The 16,646-nt window shown below is 57.8% G+C and carries 16 protein-coding genes; 12 read left to right on the top strand and 4 right to left on the bottom strand.

Going from position 1 to position 16,646, the window contains the following annotated elements:
- Positions 1-168 precede the first annotated feature (168 nt).
- Complete coding sequence (locus CO670_RS07825; protein WP_097589717.1) at positions 169-615, top strand: hypothetical protein; 447 nt, start codon at positions 169-171, stop codon at positions 613-615.
- A 120-nt stretch (positions 616-735) separates the two neighbouring features.
- Here CO670_RS07825 and CO670_RS07820 read toward each other — a convergent pair whose 3' ends face one another.
- A complete protein-coding gene (locus CO670_RS07820; RefSeq protein WP_097589733.1) occupies positions 736-2,034 on the bottom strand; it encodes an ImmA/IrrE family metallo-endopeptidase in 1,299 nt (432 codons plus the stop codon).
- Between the two features lie 220 nt (positions 2,035-2,254).
- Between CO670_RS07820 and CO670_RS32900 the strand changes: the two genes are divergently transcribed.
- The 4 genes from CO670_RS32900 to CO670_RS07800 all read left to right on the top strand — a co-directional run bounded on the left by CO670_RS32900 (position 2,255) and on the right by CO670_RS07800 (position 6,460).
- Positions 2,255-2,650, top strand: a complete 396-nt coding sequence (locus CO670_RS32900) for a hypothetical protein (protein ID WP_176538889.1) — start codon at positions 2,255-2,257, stop codon at positions 2,648-2,650.
- Between the two features lie 211 nt (positions 2,651-2,861).
- The gene (locus tag CO670_RS07810; RefSeq protein WP_097589715.1) at positions 2,862-3,596 is read left to right on the top strand and encodes a hypothetical protein; all 735 of its coding nucleotides are present in this window, start codon (positions 2,862-2,864) and stop codon (positions 3,594-3,596) included.
- Positions 3,597-3,604: 8 nt separating this feature from the next.
- Positions 3,605-4,711 carry an LAGLIDADG family homing endonuclease gene (locus tag CO670_RS07805; protein ID WP_097589714.1) on the top strand — a complete coding sequence of 369 codons (1,107 nt, stop codon included), beginning with the start codon at positions 3,605-3,607 and terminating at the stop codon, positions 4,709-4,711.
- Between the two features lie 726 nt (positions 4,712-5,437).
- Positions 5,438-6,460, top strand: coding sequence for a porin (locus tag CO670_RS07800; RefSeq protein ID WP_097589713.1), 1,023 nt, complete (start codon positions 5,438-5,440; stop codon positions 6,458-6,460).
- Between the two features lie 98 nt (positions 6,461-6,558).
- Here CO670_RS07800 and CO670_RS07795 read toward each other — a convergent pair whose 3' ends face one another.
- Together CO670_RS07795 and CO670_RS07790 are read right to left on the bottom strand one after the other, a co-directional pair.
- Positions 6,559-7,449: an alpha/beta hydrolase gene (locus CO670_RS07795; protein WP_097589712.1), complete on the bottom strand. Its 891-nt coding sequence runs from the start codon at positions 7,447-7,449 to the stop codon at positions 6,559-6,561.
- A gap of 63 nt (positions 7,450-7,512) precedes the next feature.
- The gene (locus tag CO670_RS07790; RefSeq protein WP_097589711.1) at positions 7,513-9,588 is read right to left on the bottom strand and encodes a lytic transglycosylase domain-containing protein; all 2,076 of its coding nucleotides are present in this window, start codon (positions 9,586-9,588) and stop codon (positions 7,513-7,515) included.
- Between the two features lie 214 nt (positions 9,589-9,802).
- Between CO670_RS07790 and dapA the strand changes: the two genes are divergently transcribed.
- Positions 9,803-10,687, top strand: a complete 885-nt coding sequence (gene dapA / locus CO670_RS07785) for a 4-hydroxy-tetrahydrodipicolinate synthase (protein WP_097589710.1) — start codon at positions 9,803-9,805, stop codon at positions 10,685-10,687.
- A gap of 97 nt (positions 10,688-10,784) precedes the next feature.
- Positions 10,785-11,264, top strand: a complete 480-nt coding sequence (smpB, locus tag CO670_RS07780; protein WP_097589709.1) for an SsrA-binding protein SmpB — start codon at positions 10,785-10,787, stop codon at positions 11,262-11,264.
- Positions 11,265-11,303: 39 nt separating this feature from the next.
- Here the strand turns inward: smpB and CO670_RS07775 are convergent, their stop codons facing one another.
- Complete coding sequence (locus tag CO670_RS07775; RefSeq protein WP_097589708.1) at positions 11,304-11,885, bottom strand: NYN domain-containing protein; 582 nt, start codon at positions 11,883-11,885, stop codon at positions 11,304-11,306.
- 298 nt (positions 11,886-12,183) lie between these two features.
- On the opposite strand from CO670_RS07775, the gene rpoZ reads away from it, so the two are divergent.
- The 5 genes from rpoZ (at position 12,184) to acpS (ending at position 16,484) form a co-directional block, all read left to right on the top strand.
- Positions 12,184-12,588, top strand: a complete 405-nt coding sequence (rpoZ, locus tag CO670_RS07770) for a DNA-directed RNA polymerase subunit omega (protein WP_011424719.1) — start codon at positions 12,184-12,186, stop codon at positions 12,586-12,588.
- 124 nt (positions 12,589-12,712) lie between these two features.
- Complete coding sequence (locus CO670_RS07765; protein WP_097589707.1) at positions 12,713-14,947, top strand: bifunctional (p)ppGpp synthetase/guanosine-3',5'-bis(diphosphate) 3'-pyrophosphohydrolase; 2,235 nt, start codon at positions 12,713-12,715, stop codon at positions 14,945-14,947.
- A 194-nt stretch (positions 14,948-15,141) separates the two neighbouring features.
- Positions 15,142-15,291: a DUF3563 family protein gene (locus CO670_RS07760; protein WP_088676307.1), complete on the top strand. Its 150-nt coding sequence runs from the start codon at positions 15,142-15,144 to the stop codon at positions 15,289-15,291.
- Between the two features lie 159 nt (positions 15,292-15,450).
- Entirely contained in the window at positions 15,451-16,041 is a 591-nt protein-coding gene (locus CO670_RS07755; protein WP_097589706.1) for a DUF2062 domain-containing protein, read from the top strand.
- Positions 16,042-16,079: 38 nt separating this feature from the next.
- The gene (gene acpS / locus CO670_RS07750; RefSeq protein ID WP_097589705.1) at positions 16,080-16,484 is read left to right on the top strand and encodes a holo-ACP synthase; all 405 of its coding nucleotides are present in this window, start codon (positions 16,080-16,082) and stop codon (positions 16,482-16,484) included.
- Positions 16,485-16,646: the final 162 nt, after the last annotated feature.

Below are 16,646 nucleotides of genomic sequence, written 5' to 3'. Positions count from 1 at the left end.
CGCCAGAGGGGTCAACATTCCACGCTTAAACACAGATGCGCTTTCCAAATGAGCGAGACTTACGGATAGGGCTCCTCCCTGCGAGAACCCAAAGACAGAAGGGTTGCCTGTCAATTCTCCTCAGTTCGCGCCAGCGGCGAACGTCGAGCGAAGGGAAGGCATTCTGCCTTGAAAGGTCTAAGACAATGGCAGTGGGGCACGACCCCAACTTACAACGGCTTCGTTTTCGAAGAGCGTGTGCGGGGCTGGCAGCTAATCCATTTCTTGATCGACAACGGCTGGGCCGAGCGCGGTGCAACCTGTTGCATCTCTGGACAGAAAACCCAGCTAAGGCTCCACAGCGAGAATTATTACGACTGGCGGCCGTACACCCTCACCCACTCACTTCACATGGCGCTCCACAAGCGCTTCAGAGAGCCTGACCGCTGGCTGCATATTGTGAACCGATATTCGGTCACAGGCTTGGAATGGTTTGCACGGCTGTCTCTGGTCCCGGTAGACCTCGCGGGCGATCTCCGGATGCAACACGGCCCGCAAATTGCCAAAATTTTTGACCGCGCTCCGATCCCGGAAGGCTTCATTATTCCGAGGCATCAAATCTACACGGGTGAATAGGCAAGGATAAATAGGCTCCCGTGGTGGCAACAGCGGCTGACCCAATCAGGGGGGCGTCAGCATATCGCCGCATTGCTGCTCATGCGCGGTCGCAAATCGACAGTCTGCTTAAGAGGACTGTCAGAGCCTCCGAGATGAAATCAAATCTGAGACGAGCCCAGACGTAGGAGAAGCATCAACACGCCTCCTATGATCGGTCAATAGCTTCTCCTTTTTAAACTTCACTTCAATAGCTTTCTTCGAAACCGCGAAGTAGGTCGATAGAAGCGAGAGTAGTTCCTCATAGGGTTGATAATTGCAGGGCTGGTCGTCGACAAATATATATCCATGCCCTCGATCTCTCATGTCTAGATCACGGCGGAAGTGCGCCGTCTTCCACAAGAAAGTATCATCTGGCAGGATAAGCTCGGCCGAGAAGGCATTCGCCTGATATTCAAGACGCTCATAATTGAAGCTGTCGGTTTTTTCGCGGGTGATGAAAAGATCCCTTTCAATAATCGTCTCGGATCGCAAATATCTTTCGTGCTCTAAGCAGAAATGACCGATCTCGTGGCCGATCGTAAAGCGCTCTCGCGTTTCGCGTGTATGAGTGTTTATTTGTATGGTCTTGCGCCCAAAGTTTGCGGAGCCCAATACGGCGACGCCGTCAGTGTCAAACTTGGCATGATCAACGAACTGCAAATCGATCGATAGCCTCCGGCAAATGGTTGAAAGGTCCACCGCGCCGGTCTTGTAATCCGTGAGTTCAAGCACCTTCGCAGCTGAGGCTTTTATTTCACCGAGTGAAAGGAAGGGTACTGAAAGGCTGCTACCTTCATTGTTGTGCCGAGCATGGTCTGGCAGCTCAGGATCGAGGTTTGTTATAAGCTCGTGGATCGAGCTGAAATATTTCCCATCGTGATAGGCGGAAAATTTCAGCGATTTTGTAGCATCGTCACTTCTGAAAATTTGAGAGCGGACAAAACCATGCTCAACGCAGGAACCCCTGCGGTCGGCAATAATTTCCAGACCAAGCTCATCAAACTTAACGATACCCATTCGTGCATTTCTGGCGACCTTCTCGGCTCCAGACTGCAATCTCGAAGTTACGACGAGAATGCCCTTGACCGCATGCGAAAATATGCGACCAATTTTTGATGAGAAGTCATTTACGTGAACTTCGGAGATGTTCGCATCGTGGTTTTTGCACTCGAAAATGACATAGAGGTGAGGAGTGTCTCTCCCGGTCCGATAGAGCTCTAAAACGATATCGAATTCGACATCTGCCTCGCGTTCTCGACAGTAATAACTTTTTTTCCTGTGAATTCTGCAGTTCCCGGGAGGATACGCTCCGAACACGAGCTCTCCACGATCTTGTTGATCAACGAGATATTGATGGAAAGCATCCTCTAGCCGATCGCCTTTGCTTGTCGAACTCACCAATCGCCTCGACGCTTGAATTTCAAAAAACCATCTTCATTCTAGATGGAAAACAGGTTTCGAGAAGCCGATTATTTTAGCAAAATTGCATTCGTAGACAATTTATCCCCGCAAAGATCGGGTTCCGCCAGAACCACGGTTTTGACGCTGGTGACCGGGGTTGAGAAAAGGGAACTCTTATTGTAGCAAATTATGATCATGAGTGTCGAAGGGGGATCATGTGCTTCCAATTTCCTGCGAGAATGCGCGTGTCATCTTTGACAATATTTGCCTTAGGATAGACGGCAAGAAGGCCTCAGCTTGGACATCTCAGGCAGCGCCCTTCCTCGACTTAGAGACCATCGAGGCCTGGGGACAGGAAGCGAATAACGCTAAAAATGAAAAGTCACGCACGGACGCGTTTCTGTTTGGTTACACGCTCTTCACCGGCGGCAGGATACCAATGAAAGGCATCCAGTTTAGTGACGGGTACGTTAGGCCGGATGCCTGGGTTGTTGGAGCATTGCTAAAATCGGATCGCATTTTTTGCAATCCATCAGCCAAAATGTTCGAACTCACGGAACATGGGTGGGATCGGTTGTCCGGGCTTTCGGGCATATCATTTATCCGGAAGTAGGAAGATAAGGCCGTTAGCTTCGCCAGCGATTGCTGCGATTGATCAGAGGTATCTTGCATTTGTGAGTCCCCACATATCCGCTGTCCCGGTGTCATCTCCATCTGCAACAAGTTGCGAGGACTGCAATATCTTATCGATCACAGTCACTCCTAATCAAATCCCTCTTCCATCGTCTCTCATTAAAAAGAAGGCCATCGAGAAGATCGAAGTCATGGCGTTCCAGAAGCGCCGCAGCGAAGTGCTCATCCTCGAATTCTCCGGCGTCCGCGAGAAGGGCCGTCCGATCATGGGCATGCAGGGTCGCCCGGCCTCCGGCCCCGGCCCGCTGATGGGCGCTATTGCCTCCATCGCCAAGCTCAGGGACGCTGGCATGCTTCCGTGGCGCGCTGCGATCTACGCCGACCACTACGCCGCCGAGTGCGTGCTTGTAGGTGGTGCCCGCCGTGCCGCCCGCATGGCAACCAAGCACTGGAAGGACAAGACCATCTTCGGCTTCATCGAGCTGAAGCGCGGCGGCTTCCTCTGGTCATCCAACAACTCTGTAGCCATCGACGCCGAGTTCCGCGAACGCGTCACCAAGGTTGTCAAGCTGATCGGCTCGAAGGACGTTGCAGGCTCTGTCGGCTATGCCACCATCCTGTACGCCGCCGGTAAGATAGATAAATGGGACCTGCACGCCTACAAGGTTCTCTGCGAACTGGCGAAGGCCGCATACCACGACAAGACCGGCGAGCCCGGCCTCATCAACGTGGACAAGCTCACCCATAAGAACCATGGCATTGAAGCCTACGTCGATGGCCTCTATGCGCAGGGCAGCAAGTACGCGCCCGACGAAGACGCCCGCAGGCTGATGACGGAGATCGCCGAACAGGTGATCAACCTGTCGTACCAGATGATCGTTAACCCATGTGGCGATAAAACTATCCTCGTTTCCGAACTATCTTAGGTAGTCAAATGTCCGTTGCCGCTGAAACATACATAACGACTACGCTGGGACCTAGGCGAGCTTCAGGCCTCCGCGAGGCGTTCAGGGTTCATTCCACTGATCTGGAAGTCACTCATCAGGCACTTCAAGAAACTGAAGTTCCCTCATTGTTAAGAGTTGCGACCGATCGCGGCTACGAGATCACCCTCAGCCCTGATCAGGAGGTGCTTATTGAGGTCGCAAGGGGCAGAGTGTTCGGAGGAGCTTCCGTAGGTCAAAGGGCATGGGTGCAAGCAAGTTCGATCGAGGTGGGAACAGTGCTGCTGATTGCCAACAACCGGAGTTCGATAATTGAAACCAATTCAAGAGATTTTGAACGGGGCTGGTTGCTCGGACAGGTAACTGGCAATGGCGGGCATAACCCACATAACAGTAGCGGCACGTACCTGCGGTTTTGGATGCCTCATCATGCGGACCTAGCGGATCGCGCAGACCGTATCATACGCACCATGGGAGTTAGCAAGACCTATTCCGGCGGAGCCTACAACGATATCCACGGCACACTCTCTATTCAGACAAGAGCGCTTGAGGATTTCGCCGCGCAATTTCTGGAAAGTCAAACCAAGTTGATTAAGCCGCAACTTATCGAAGGGAATGCGTCTCTGGTCCGAGGATTTCTGGGGGGGTTTTTTGATGCCGACGGTACTGTCGCTGGCGACAAAGAAAAGGGGCAATCCGTGCGCCTTAATCAATCCTCTCGGCCAAACTTAATAGCCGTTCAACGAATGCTCCTTCGTTTCGGGATTGCCTCAACCATTTACTTGCGCAGGAAAGCGGGGACCTCGCTGCTTCCGAACTCCAAGCGGGAGTATCAGCACTATCAGACGAAAGCGAACTACGAATTAGTCGTAAGCAAAGACAATATCGTAGTTTTCGAAAACGCAATCGGTTTCGAGGATAGGGAAAAGAAGGCGCGTCTGGCAGAAATGACGCGCCCATCGGCGAGGAAGCCCTACGCAGAACGGTTCACTGCCAAAGTGACTGCGATTGAAACTATTGCAATCGAGACGGCTTATGAAGCGATCGTTCAGCGCAGGTCCGAAGTCGACGCCGGCGGATTTCGGATAAAACTGTAACCTCTGCTCATCTTCTTAGTTGCGTCTGTTGCATGCTCGCCGGGCTCGAGCTATTGATACACATCACTGCTACACAAACCGAGCAGCGCGACGAGACAAAAGGCAAGGCTTGTGGGATTGCCGGGAAGGTGAAGGGTTTTCCCATCTTCTCCGCCATCCAAATTTCCCCAAGCATAATTAGGTCCTTGGTTTCTGGTCGCGAATAATCTTCGCATAGCCGGCTATATCTGGTGGCGGGCCGGCGGGAAATGTCTTTGCTCTCGAACGAGAGAATCGCCTGCGGGAATCACCTTCCGCGACTCATGTCCGGCTGGATGGCGGAAGCGGCTTCGGTGACCGTTGGGTTACGCTTCTGGCGGCCGCCATCTTTCTTCCAAGGGTCGAATCCCGTCAGAAAAGTGTTGTGAATGTGTCGCCTGGGGCGTGTCCAATGCTTTGTGGATCTCGGCTAAGCAGCCGCAAAATCAGGATTTTCTTAACAAAGCATAAAGGAAATCGGGGCCGGCTGCCCGACTTGTGTCCTTTCAGCAACAGGATTGCGGGAAGGCTCTTTCAAACCCCCTGTTCGAGCAAGTTGGTGATTGCGTGACGGCCCCCGTCTTGTATTTTCACCCTCGGAAGCAAGGGCGGCTGACCGTCCACTTCTTGAAACGCGGGGATGGGGCAGGGAACGCTGCTCAGCGAAAGATCCCAAACCCGATTGAAACTTTGAATTGGAGGTCATTTATGAACATCAAGAGCCTTCTTCTCGGCTCCGCTGCTGCTCTCGCAGTAGTATCCGGCGCTCAGGCTGCTGACGCTATCGTCGCTGCTGAGCCGGAACCGGTTGAATATGTTCGCGTCTGCGACGCTTACGGCACCGGCTACTTCTACATCCCGGGCACCGAAACCTGCCTCAAGATCAACGGTTACATCCGTTTCCAGGTTAACGTTGGCGAAGACGTCGGCGGCGACTCCGACTGGGACGCAGTGACCCGCGGTCAGGTTCAGTTCACGGCCAAGAGCGACACCGAGTACGGTCCGCTGACCGGCGTCATCGTCATGCAGTTCAACGCTGACAATGCCTCCGACCAGGAAGCTCACCTCGACTCCGCTTACCTCGACGTCGCTGGCTTCCGCGCCGGTCTCTTCTACAGCTGGTGGGACGATGGCCTTTCGGGCGAAACCGATGATATCGGTTCTGTCGAAACGCTGCACAACTCCATCCGTTATCAGTACGAAACCGACTCCTTCTACGCTGGCATCAGCGTCGACGAACTGGAAGACGGCGTCTACAAAGTCGGCGAAGAAGCCAACAACGTTGGTGTTGCCGTTGGTCTCGGTGGCAAGGCTGGCGCATTCAGCTACCAGCTCACGGCCGGCTACGACGTCGACAACGAAGACGGCGCTGTCCGCGCAATGGGTACGGTTGACATCGGCCCTGGCACGTTCGGCCTCGCCGGCGTTTACTCCACCGGCCCGAACTCCTACTACTCTACGGCTGAATGGGCGATCGCTGCTGAATACGCCATCAAGGCAACTGACAAGCTGAAGATCACCCCGGCTGTTCAGTACTACGGCAACTACTTCGGCGGCGACAAGGTCGTTCCGGATGACTTCGACGGTCTCGGCGATGCCTGGAAGGTCGGTCTGACGGTTGACTATCAGATCGTCGACAACTTCTACGCCAAGGTTTCGGTTCAGTACCTCGATCCGGATGATGCTGACGACTCCACCTCGGGCTACTTCCGCCTGCAGCGTGCATTCTAATCTGATCTGACCTCGGTCAATCAGGAAAGCCCGGCTCTCGAGCCGGGCTTTTTGTATTTGGAGATGGCGTATCTTACGATCGATCGGCTTGGATAAGATCACCGGCAATCGGCGAGAAAGGCCTGAATGGCTGCGGGGATGGCGCCGAGATGGAGAAAGGGCGCGTGTCCTTGCTCTGCTGCAAGATGCAGAATTAAACCCGGATGGCGCCGCGCCATTTCATCCGCGATCGCTTTCGAGAGCAGCGGCGAGTTTGCGCCGCGGATCAGCAATAGGGGCAGCCGGCGCAGGCTGTCGAACTGTGCCCAGAGATCGGGCAGCGGCTGGTTGAAGTCGACGGATTTGAGCGCCTCCGCAATCGCGGGATCAAAATCGGCGACCGGCCGTCCGCTACCGTCGCGATATAGGGCAAGCGCCATCTCGTGCCAATCCTGCTCTCCGAGCGCGGCAAACGAGGCGCCATGAATTTCCTTCAGTATAGCGGCTGCCTCCTTCCAGTCCCCCGGCTTCCTGTTGCCGTTGAGGTAGTCGCGGATTTGCACCAAGCCCTGAACTTCGATCGCAGGACCGATATCGTTGAGAATGACGGCTTCGAGAAGATCGGGCCTCGCCGCCGCGATCAGATGCAGGATCAGCCCGCCCCGGGACGTGCCGATGAAGATTGCCCGCTCGACGCCGAGCTCGGCACATGCGGCAATGACGTCGCCGGCCTCTACGGCGAGGTTGTAGTTCGCCTTGTTCTCATCCCATGCGGAGTTTCCCCGCCCGCGCGAATCGAGTGCGATTACCCTGCGCGGCGCCGTCCTGTCGTGGGAGACAAGCAGCGCGAGCGGATGGAAATCCCGCGTGTTGCGCGTGAGGCCCGGCAGGCAGACCACCGGCAACCGTCCGGCGGTTGCCGCCTCGTCGGGCCGGTAGTCACGGGCATAGAGCCTGAGCCCGTCAGAGGAAATGTAAAATCGTTCCTGGAAATCGCTCGTATCCGGCATCGCATCCTCGGGACCTGTTGACCTCGAAGATGTAGCTTGCTTTTCCAGCCACGCCAAATGGCGTCAGGAGGCGCTGCGTCCGCCGATGAGGTCGCGCTCGATATCGGTCGGTTGGCCGAGGCGGGCCTTATAGACCTCGTAATTTTCCATCACCCGCTGCACGTAATTGCGTGTTTCCGGGAAGGGAATGCGCTCGATCCAGTCGACGATCTCGTCGATCGGTCTGCCGCGTGGGTCGCCGTAGCGGCCGATCCATTCCGGCACGCGCTTCGGCCCCGCATTGTAGGCGATGAAGGTGAGGATATAGGAGCCGCCGAAGGCTTCGATCTGTTCGCCGAGATAATGCGCACCGAGTGTTGCATTGTAGCCGGCATCGGCCGTCAGCTTGTCCTTCGAATAGGCGATGTTATGACGCTTGGCCACGGCCTGGGCCGTTCCCGGCAGCAGCTGAAGCAGACCCCTCGCATTCGCCGCGGAAACGGCAGCGGGGTTGAAGGCGCTTTCCTGCCGGGCGATGGCATAGGCGAGCGCCTTGCCGGATCCGGATATATTGGCGTTCGCTGGAATAACCCCAACAGGGAAGGCGAGGGCTGCAACATCGATGCCGCGCCCATAGGCGACTTTGCCGATCTGCAGCGAGAGATGATGATTGCCGGATTGCTCGGCCTGCGCGGCAAGGATCGCCAGTTCACCGGGGCTCTGCAGCTGATCGGCAAGCGCGAGATAGAGCATGTCGGCGCGCCACCCATGGCCTGCCGCCTCCAGCCGGGCGATTGCCTGCACGGCTTCGCGGCCCTGGAAGTGCTGCCGGTCAGCCGCGCTCGGCGAGGGATAGGCAACGTTCAGCGTCTTTCGCCCCAATTTTTCGGCAGCGAGCTGGCCGTAGAAAGTGCCGGGAAAACTCGCAGCCTTGGCGTAGAATTCGCCGGACTTGCCAGGTCCCCCGGCCTCCGCCGCCCGCCCGAGCCAATACCAGGCGCGTGAAACCGAGATCGGTCCATTGGATGTCTGAAGGATTTTGCGGAAATGTGTTTCCGCCGCCGTCGGGTCCTGCAGGCCGCGAAGCGCATACCAGCCGGCATGGAACTCGGCCTCGACGATATCCGTCGGGCTCGTTGCCGCGTAGTTTGCGACGATGCGATAGGCCGGCTTGAACTGTCCCTGGTCGACGAGGCCGCGGCTGACGATGCGTTGCTCGTTCCACCATTCGCCGGAATTGACGAGTTCGGCGCGCTCGCGCGGCATCTGTTCCAGAAGTGCCGCCGCCTCGGCATATTTGTCCTGCTTGCGCAGATATTCGATCCGGGCGAACAGCAGCCCGGCATCGCCTCGCCATCTCGCATCCACGGCGTTGAGCAGCGCGCCGGCATTGGCGGCCTTGCCGTCGACGGCGGCCCAGGCCTTGTAGAGCGATTGCGCCTGGCCCATGTCTCCGAAGCGTTTGGCCTGCGCCACCCGGCCCCGATACATCAGATAGTCCATCCGCGCCTTGTGGTCGGCAGGCGTCAGCAGGGCGGAAAACTCGAGGAGGATCTTGTCCTCGGTCGCCTTGTCGAGAGCCTCTGCGCGCCAGACCTTGCGGATATATTTGGCAGCCTGCGCCTGTTTGCCTGAGGCAACCAGCGCCCTGCCGAGGACGACGGCGCCTTGTACCGTCTCGGGTGCCGTATCGCCGAAAGCGGCGAGCACGGCCGAAGGAGCGGGGTTCTCATCGTAGAGCGCGCGCTCGGAATAGGCGCGCAGCCGCGAAAGACCCGGCCAGCCCTTGAGCTCCTGCGAGGCGTTGGCGATTTCGTAGGAGGGAACGCCCTTCAGCCCGGAAACGGCGATCGCCCAGGTGAGGATATGGCGGTCGAGTGCGCCGCCGCGCATGCCGTTGCGGATCGAGAGCGCCAGCTGCGGATTCTTATCGGAAAGCGCGTCGAGGCCGGCCTTGAGCTCGCTGTTGACAGGGGCGATCGCCGGATTGCGCGGAATGGCGCCCGTCGTGATCGATTCCGGCATGGATGTCTCGGGAATGAAGCCGAGCGGCTTGACGGCGGGCATGGGAGCGCCTTCGCCGGGAAGGGGCGACGCAGCGCTGCCCCACGCAGCGGCGACAAGGCCGAAGGCGGAGAGGATCAAGACAGCTTTCTTCATCCGGAATCTCGCAACGAAAACACGCCCTGCCATTTGGCTAGAGGCATCTTAACGAAACCTTACCGTACCAGGTAAAATTCATTCACATCTGCTATCGGATTTTGCCCTAAACCGAACTCTGTGTGCTTGTCGCAACGATTTCGTCGCTCTATGGTGCGCAACTCATATTCATGGAATGCGGCCGAAGCAAGGATTTGGTCGTGAGGAGCTTTGCATGTTCAATGGGTCCATCCCCGCCCTCGTCACCCCCTTCACGGATGCCGGCCTGATCGACGAAGACAGCTTCGCCGCGCATGTCGACTGGCAGATCCGGGAAGGCAGCAGTGGTCTCGTTCCTGTGGGCACGACGGGCGAATCCCCGACGCTGTCGCATGCCGAGCACAAACGGGTCGTGGAACTCTGCATCGAGGTCGCCGCAAAGCGCGTTCCCGTCATGGCCGGCGCCGGCTCGAACAACACGCGCGAGGCGGTCGAGCTTGCCCAGCATGCCGAGAAGGTCGGCGCGAATGCCGTGCTCGTCGTCACGCCCTATTACAACAAGCCGACGCAGAAAGGTCTGATCGCGCATTTTTCGGCGATTGCCGAGGCCGTCGATCTGCCGATCTATATCTACAACATTCCCGGCCGGTCGGTGATTGACATGACGCCGGAAACCATGGGTGCGCTCGCCAGGGCGCACAAGAACATCGTCGGCGTCAAGGACGCGACCGGCAAGATCGAGCGCGTCTCCGAACAGCGTATCACCTGCGGAACGGATTTCAGGCAATTGTCCGGCGAGGATGCAACCGCGCTCGGCTTCAACGCCCATGGCGGCGTCGGCTGCATCTCGGTCACGGCCAATGTCGCGCCACGCCTCTGCGCCGATTTCCAGGCCGCGACGCTTACGGGCGATTATGCCCGCGCGCTGGAATATCAGGATCGGCTGATGCCGCTGCATAAGGCGATCTTCATGGAGCCAGGCCTTTGCGGCGCCAAATACGGGCTTTCCAGGCTTGGCCGTATGAGCCGTAACGTCCGCTCGCCCCTGATTTCGACGCTGGAGCCGGCGACGGAGGCGGCGATTGATGCGGCCATGCGTCATGCCGGCCTGCTGAACTGACGCCGCGATCGTCTTCACAAGGCAGCATCGCTCCCTTACATAAGGGACAAGAAATGGTGGCGCGACTTCTTGCGCCCCGAAGCAATGGAATGTCGTCATGGCCCCCAAAGGCAGCCAGCGCGTAGTCAACAGGATCGTGGCCGAAAACCGCAAGGCCCGCTTCAACTACGAGATTATCGATACCTATGAGGCGGGCCTCGTGCTGAAGGGCACGGAGGTCAAGTCGCTGCGCGAGGGCAAGGCCAATATCGCCGAATCCTATGCATCCGATGAGGACGGCGAGATATGGCTGATCAATTCCTATCTTCCGGAATATCTGCAGGCGAACCGCTTCAACCACGAACCGCGCCGGCGCCGCAAGCTGCTGCTGTCGGGCCGCGAAATCAATCGCCTGCGCTCGGCTGTCAACCGCGAAGGCATGACGCTGGTCCCGCTGAAGATCTATTTCAACGATCGCGGCCGGGCGAAAATGGAACTGGCGCTCGCCAAGGGCAAGAAACTTCACGACAAGCGCGAATCCGAGAAGGAGCGCGATTGGAATAGGCAGAAGAGCCGCCTGCTGAAGGATAACGGCTGACGCACCGGATGTGCTGGTGGCTCTGCGGCTTCGGGCGGATCAGTCCTCGAAGTCGCTGGCGGGTGCGACTTCGGCCGGACGCGGTGTCCGCTCCGAGGGATCGCGGCCGATTTCGGCCTTCAGAGACAAGAGATCGATAAAGTGGTCGGCCTGCCGGCGCAGGTCGTCGGCGATCATCGGCGGCTGCGTCGCCATGGTCGAGATCACCGAGACCTTGCGGCCTCTGCGCTGCAGCGCCTCGACCAGGTTGGTAAAGTCGCCGTCGCCGGAGAAGATGACGAGATGGTCGACCGTCTCGGATTGTTCCATGGCATCGATCGCAAGCTCGATATCCATATTGCCCTTGATCTTGCGGCGCCCCATGGAATCCGTGAATTCCTTGGCGGGCTTGGTGACGACCTTGTAGCCGTTGTAATCGAGCCAGTCGATCAAAGGACGGATCGAGGAATATTCCTGATCCTCGATCAGGGCGGTGTAATAATAGGCGCGCAGGAGATAGCCGCGTTTCTGAAATGCTTTCAACAGCTTGCGGTAATCTATGTCGAAGCCGAGGCTCTTGGATGCAGCGTAAAGGTTGGCACCGTCAATAAAGAGTGCAATTTTTTCGCGTGGGTCAAACATCGCTTACCAATTCCAATTGAGAGAAATCGAAATTCGCAGGGTATCAAATTTCAATAAATACAATGGCTTATTGTGTTTTTTGATTTGATCCTTACTTTACTAAGTGTTCATATAAGAGAGATTTAGGGCACGATTCGTCATATTCCAAGCAACCTCCGGTGGAATTGTGACATTCTCCATGGAAATTTAGCTCAGCCACGGATAAAGACGAGGGAGCCGGAATGAAAAACTTGTATTTGCCCGGTTTTAATTGTATCGGGCGTGCTAATCCCGAAATGACGACCGTAAAGGACAGGCAATGGCCCGTGTCACAGTTGAAGATTGCATTGACAAGGTGGAGAACCGCTTCGAGCTGGTTCTGCTCGCGAGCCACCGCGCCCGGCTGATTTCCCAGGGCGCCTCGATCACCATCGATCGCGACAACGACAAGAACCCTGTCGTGGCCCTGCGCGAAATCGCCGACGAGACGCTTTCGCCCGATGACCTCAAGGAAGACCTGATCCATTCGCTGCAGAAGCACGTCGAAGTCGACGAGCCCGAGCCCGATCCGGCAAGCATGATCGCCGCCGGCGGTGCAGCCGCAGCCGACAGCGAAGAGCAGGACGATCTGCCGGAAACGATTACTTTCGACCAGATGTCGGAAGAAGAGCTCCTGGCCGGCATCGAAGGCCTCGTGCCGCCGGAAAAGAGCGACGACTACTAAGCGCGAAAACGAACGACGATTACCAATCGTCAATCTTGCGCCTTTATTGCTTAGGCATATTATTGCCCATGTGTGCGCCAATCGTTGATTGGCGCGCTTTTATTTTTATCGGAGTGGCTTTGGAATGATGCGGCAGTACGAGCTCGTGGAGCGGGTTCAGCAATACAAGCCCGATGCCAATGAAGCGCTGCTGAACAAAGCCTACGTTTACGCCATGCAGAAACATGGCCAGCAAAAGCGCGCGAGCGGCGATCCCTATATCTCCCATCCGCTCGAGGTCGCTGCCATCCTGACCGACATGCATCTCGACGAGTCGACGATCGCGGTTGCCCTGCTGCACGATACGATCGAGGATACGACCGCGACGCGGGCCGAGATCGACGAACTTTTCGGCGAGGATATCGGCCGCCTGGTCGAGGGGCTGACGAAGATCAAGAAGCTCGATCTCGTCACCAAGAAGGCCAAGCAGGCGGAAAACCTGCGCAAGCTGCTGCTTGCCATTTCCGACGATGTGCGCGTGCTGCTCGTCAAGCTCGCCGATCGCCTGCACAATATGCGCACCCTCGATCACATGTCGGCCGACAAGCGCGCCCGCATTTCCGAGGAGACGATGGAAATCTATGCGCCGCTCGCCGGCCGCATGGGTATGCAGGACATGCGTGAAGAGCTGGAAGAGCTCTCCTTCCGCCATATGAACCCGGAGGCTTACGACACCGTCACCAAGCGGCTGGAGGAGCTTTCGAAGCGCAATGAGGGCATCGTCAAGAAGATCGAGGCGGAACTGCGCGACCTGCTCGTCGCAAGCGGCCTGACGAGCGCCTATGTCAAGGGCCGGCAGAAAAAGCCCTATTCCGTCTTTCGCAAGATGCAGTCGAAGTCGCTGTCCTTCGAGCAGCTTTCCGATGTCTACGGCTTCCGCCTCATCGTCGAGGACATTCCTTCCTGCTATCGTGCGCTCGGTATCGTGCACACGCGCTGGCGTGTCGTGCCCGGCCGCTTCAAGGATTATATCTCGACGCCGAAGCAGAACGATTACCGCTCGTTGCACACGACCATCGTCGGTCCTTCCAGCCAGCGCATCGAACTGCAGATCCGCACCAAGCGCATGCACGAGATCGCCGAATTCGGCATCGCCGCCCACACGCTCTACAAGGACGGCGCCACCAATGCCGATGGCGACATTCTTTCGCGCGAATCCAATGCCTATTCCTGGTTGCGCCACACGATCGAGGCGCTCGCCGAGGGCGACAGCCCGGAAGAATTCCTCGAGCACACCAAGCTCGAACTCTTCCAGGATCAGGTCTTCTGCTTCACGCCCAAGGGCAAGCTGATCGCCCTGCCGCGCGGCGCTACCCCGATCGACTTCGCCTATGCCGTTCACACCAATATCGGCGACACCACGGTCGGCGCCAAGATCAACGGCCGCATCATGCCGTTGGTGACGCGGCTTGCAAATGGTGATGAAGTCGAGATCATCCGCTCCGGCGTGCAGGTTCCGCCCGCCGCCTGGGAGGAAATCGTCGTGACGGGCAAGGCCCGCGCTGCCATCCGTCGCGCCACACGCATGGCGATCCGCAAGCAATATGCCGGCCTCGGCCACCGCATTCTGGAGCGCACCTTCGACAGGGCGGGTAAGATCTTCTCTCGCGAGGCGATGAGGCCGGCGCTGCACCGTCTCGGCCAGAAGGATGTCGAGGATGCGATTGCCGCTGTCGGACGCGGCGAGATGTCCTCGCTCGACGTGCTGCGGGCGGTCTATCCCGACCATCAGGACGAGCGCGTCACCGTCAAACCCTCCGGCGACGACGGCTGGTTCAACGTGCGAAGTGCGGCCGGCATGATCTTCAAGATCCCCGGCAAGGCCAAGGCCGGTGTCGAAGGCGGCCATGCGGATATCGATGCCGATGCTGCCATCGGGCCGATCCGCGGCCTGTCCGGCAATGTCGACGTCAAGTTCGCGCCGACCGGCGCCGTGCCCGGCGATCGCATCGTCGGCATCATGGACCAGGGCAAGGGCATCACCATCTATCCGATCCAGTCGCCGAGCCTGCAGCGCTTCGACGATCAGCCCGACCGCTGGATCGATGTGCGCTGGGATCTCGACGAGGCCAACAAGTCGCGCTTCATGGCCCGCATCATGGTGAACGGGTTGAATGAGCCCGGCACGCTCGCCAAGGTCGCTCAGACGGTTGCCGGCCTCGACGTCAATATCCGCCTGCTGAACACGGTGCGGGTGGCGGCCGATTTCACCGAGATGATGCTCGAAGTCGAGGTCTGGGATCTGCGTCAGCTCAACCAGTTGCTCGCCCAGATGAAGGAACTGGATTGCATTGCCACGGTCCGGCGGCTCTACGAGTAAGCCTTTGTTAATCCAGCTACGTCCTTGATCCAAAAATTGCACATTTTATGATCGATTCCTGATCCGTGGAGCGCATGAAAAAGGCTAGCAATGCAATGAACGCATGGCTGTTGCCAGCTTGCGGCGGTGGTAATTAACCTTTGTCGGGCCTATCTTCTGCTCATCGAAACGCAAACAGAAGATGAGACAAGGTAATGTTTGATCCTATCAAGAAAATCGCTCGCGCCTTTCGCGCTCCCACCACGCAGGAACGTGAAATGGCCTATCTCAACGGCTCGCTCGATCGTATCGATCTCGAGTTTCGTCAGCGCCAGGTCGATCGCGGTCTGTTCCGCAATCGCTGATACCAGGCTTTATACTTGAGTTGAGGTGAGGGACGTTATGCATAACGAACGCCCCTCGTGAAGAAGCTTCTCGATACGGAGAGAAGTGGCGGCCTGTTTTCCGGGCGGTACCATTTGCCGCTCTTGTCATGGTCGCGTGCGCTGCAGTAAATACCGGCCATGTTGTTTCGCCGTCGCCAGCCTGCGGGATTCAAGGAAAGGGTGCGGGAGCTTCTGTGGCCGCGCAAAGGTTTCCTTCGCCCGATCCGTTATCTGACAATGCGCATCCTGCGCTTGAGTGCTTCGCCGCATGCGGTTGCGGCCGGCGTCGCCGCCGGTGTCTTCGTCTCGTGGACGCCTTTCGTCGGCGTGCATTTCATCATGGCCTTCGTCATCACCTATTTCCTCTCCGGCAATATGGTGGCCGCCGCCCTTGGCTGCGCGGCCTTCGGTAATCCGCTGACCTATCCGTTCATCTGGGGCATCACCTGGGAAATCGGCCATCTGCTGCTCAGCCGCGAAGATCATCTGGCCGGCCAGGCGGTGGATCTCGCCGCTCTCTTTCACAAGCTGAATTTTACCGAGCTGTGGAAGCCGGTGCTGGAGCCGATGCTGATCGGCGCCATCCCGCCGGCGGCAGTGACCTCAGTTGCGCTCTATGCGCTGACGTTCTACACCGTCAAGGGTTTTCAGACGCGCCGCCGCACACGGTTGATGGAGCGGGCGCGCCTGCGTCTTGCCGGTCCGGCCGGCGACATGCCGAGCGTGTGAAGCCGCCACAGAATTCTTGAGCGACGGAAGGTTTCGGCATGATCATCGGCATTGGCAGCGATTTGATCGACATCCGCCGGGTCGAGAAATCCATCGAGCGCTTCGGCGAGCGCTTCACACATCGCTGCTTCACCGAGATTGAGCGCGCGCGTTCCGACCGGCGCGCAAACCGCGCCGCATCCTATGCCAAGCGTTTCGCCGCCAAGGAGGCCTGTTCCAAGGCGCTCGGCACCGGCATAGCGCAGGGCGTCTTCTGGAAGGACATGGGCGTCGTCAACCTGCCGAGCGGCAAGCCGACCATGCAGTTGACCGGCGCTGCCGCGGTGCTCCTGGAGGCGATGCTGCCCGCGGGCCATAGACCCGCCATTCATTTGACAATAACGGATGATTATCCCTTGGCGCAGGCCTTCGTGATCATCGAGGCGTTGCCCGAGAGCCTTTGACGCGGCGTCTCGTCGCTTTTGGTGTTGTCACCATTGCCGCAACCGGCCGAAGCCGCTAGAACAGGATGATTTCAAGCCGGGCCGGCCTGAAATCTGAATCCTGTTCTTGATTAAGAATTAGAGCATGATGTCGTCCGAAAACCGATGACACTTTTCGGCATC

The organism is Rhizobium sp. J15, assembly GCF_002531825.1.
In the GTDB taxonomy this organism is placed as follows: Bacteria; Pseudomonadota; Alphaproteobacteria; order Rhizobiales; family Rhizobiaceae; genus Rhizobium.
This window is presented reverse-complemented; position numbering and strand designations above follow the sequence as displayed.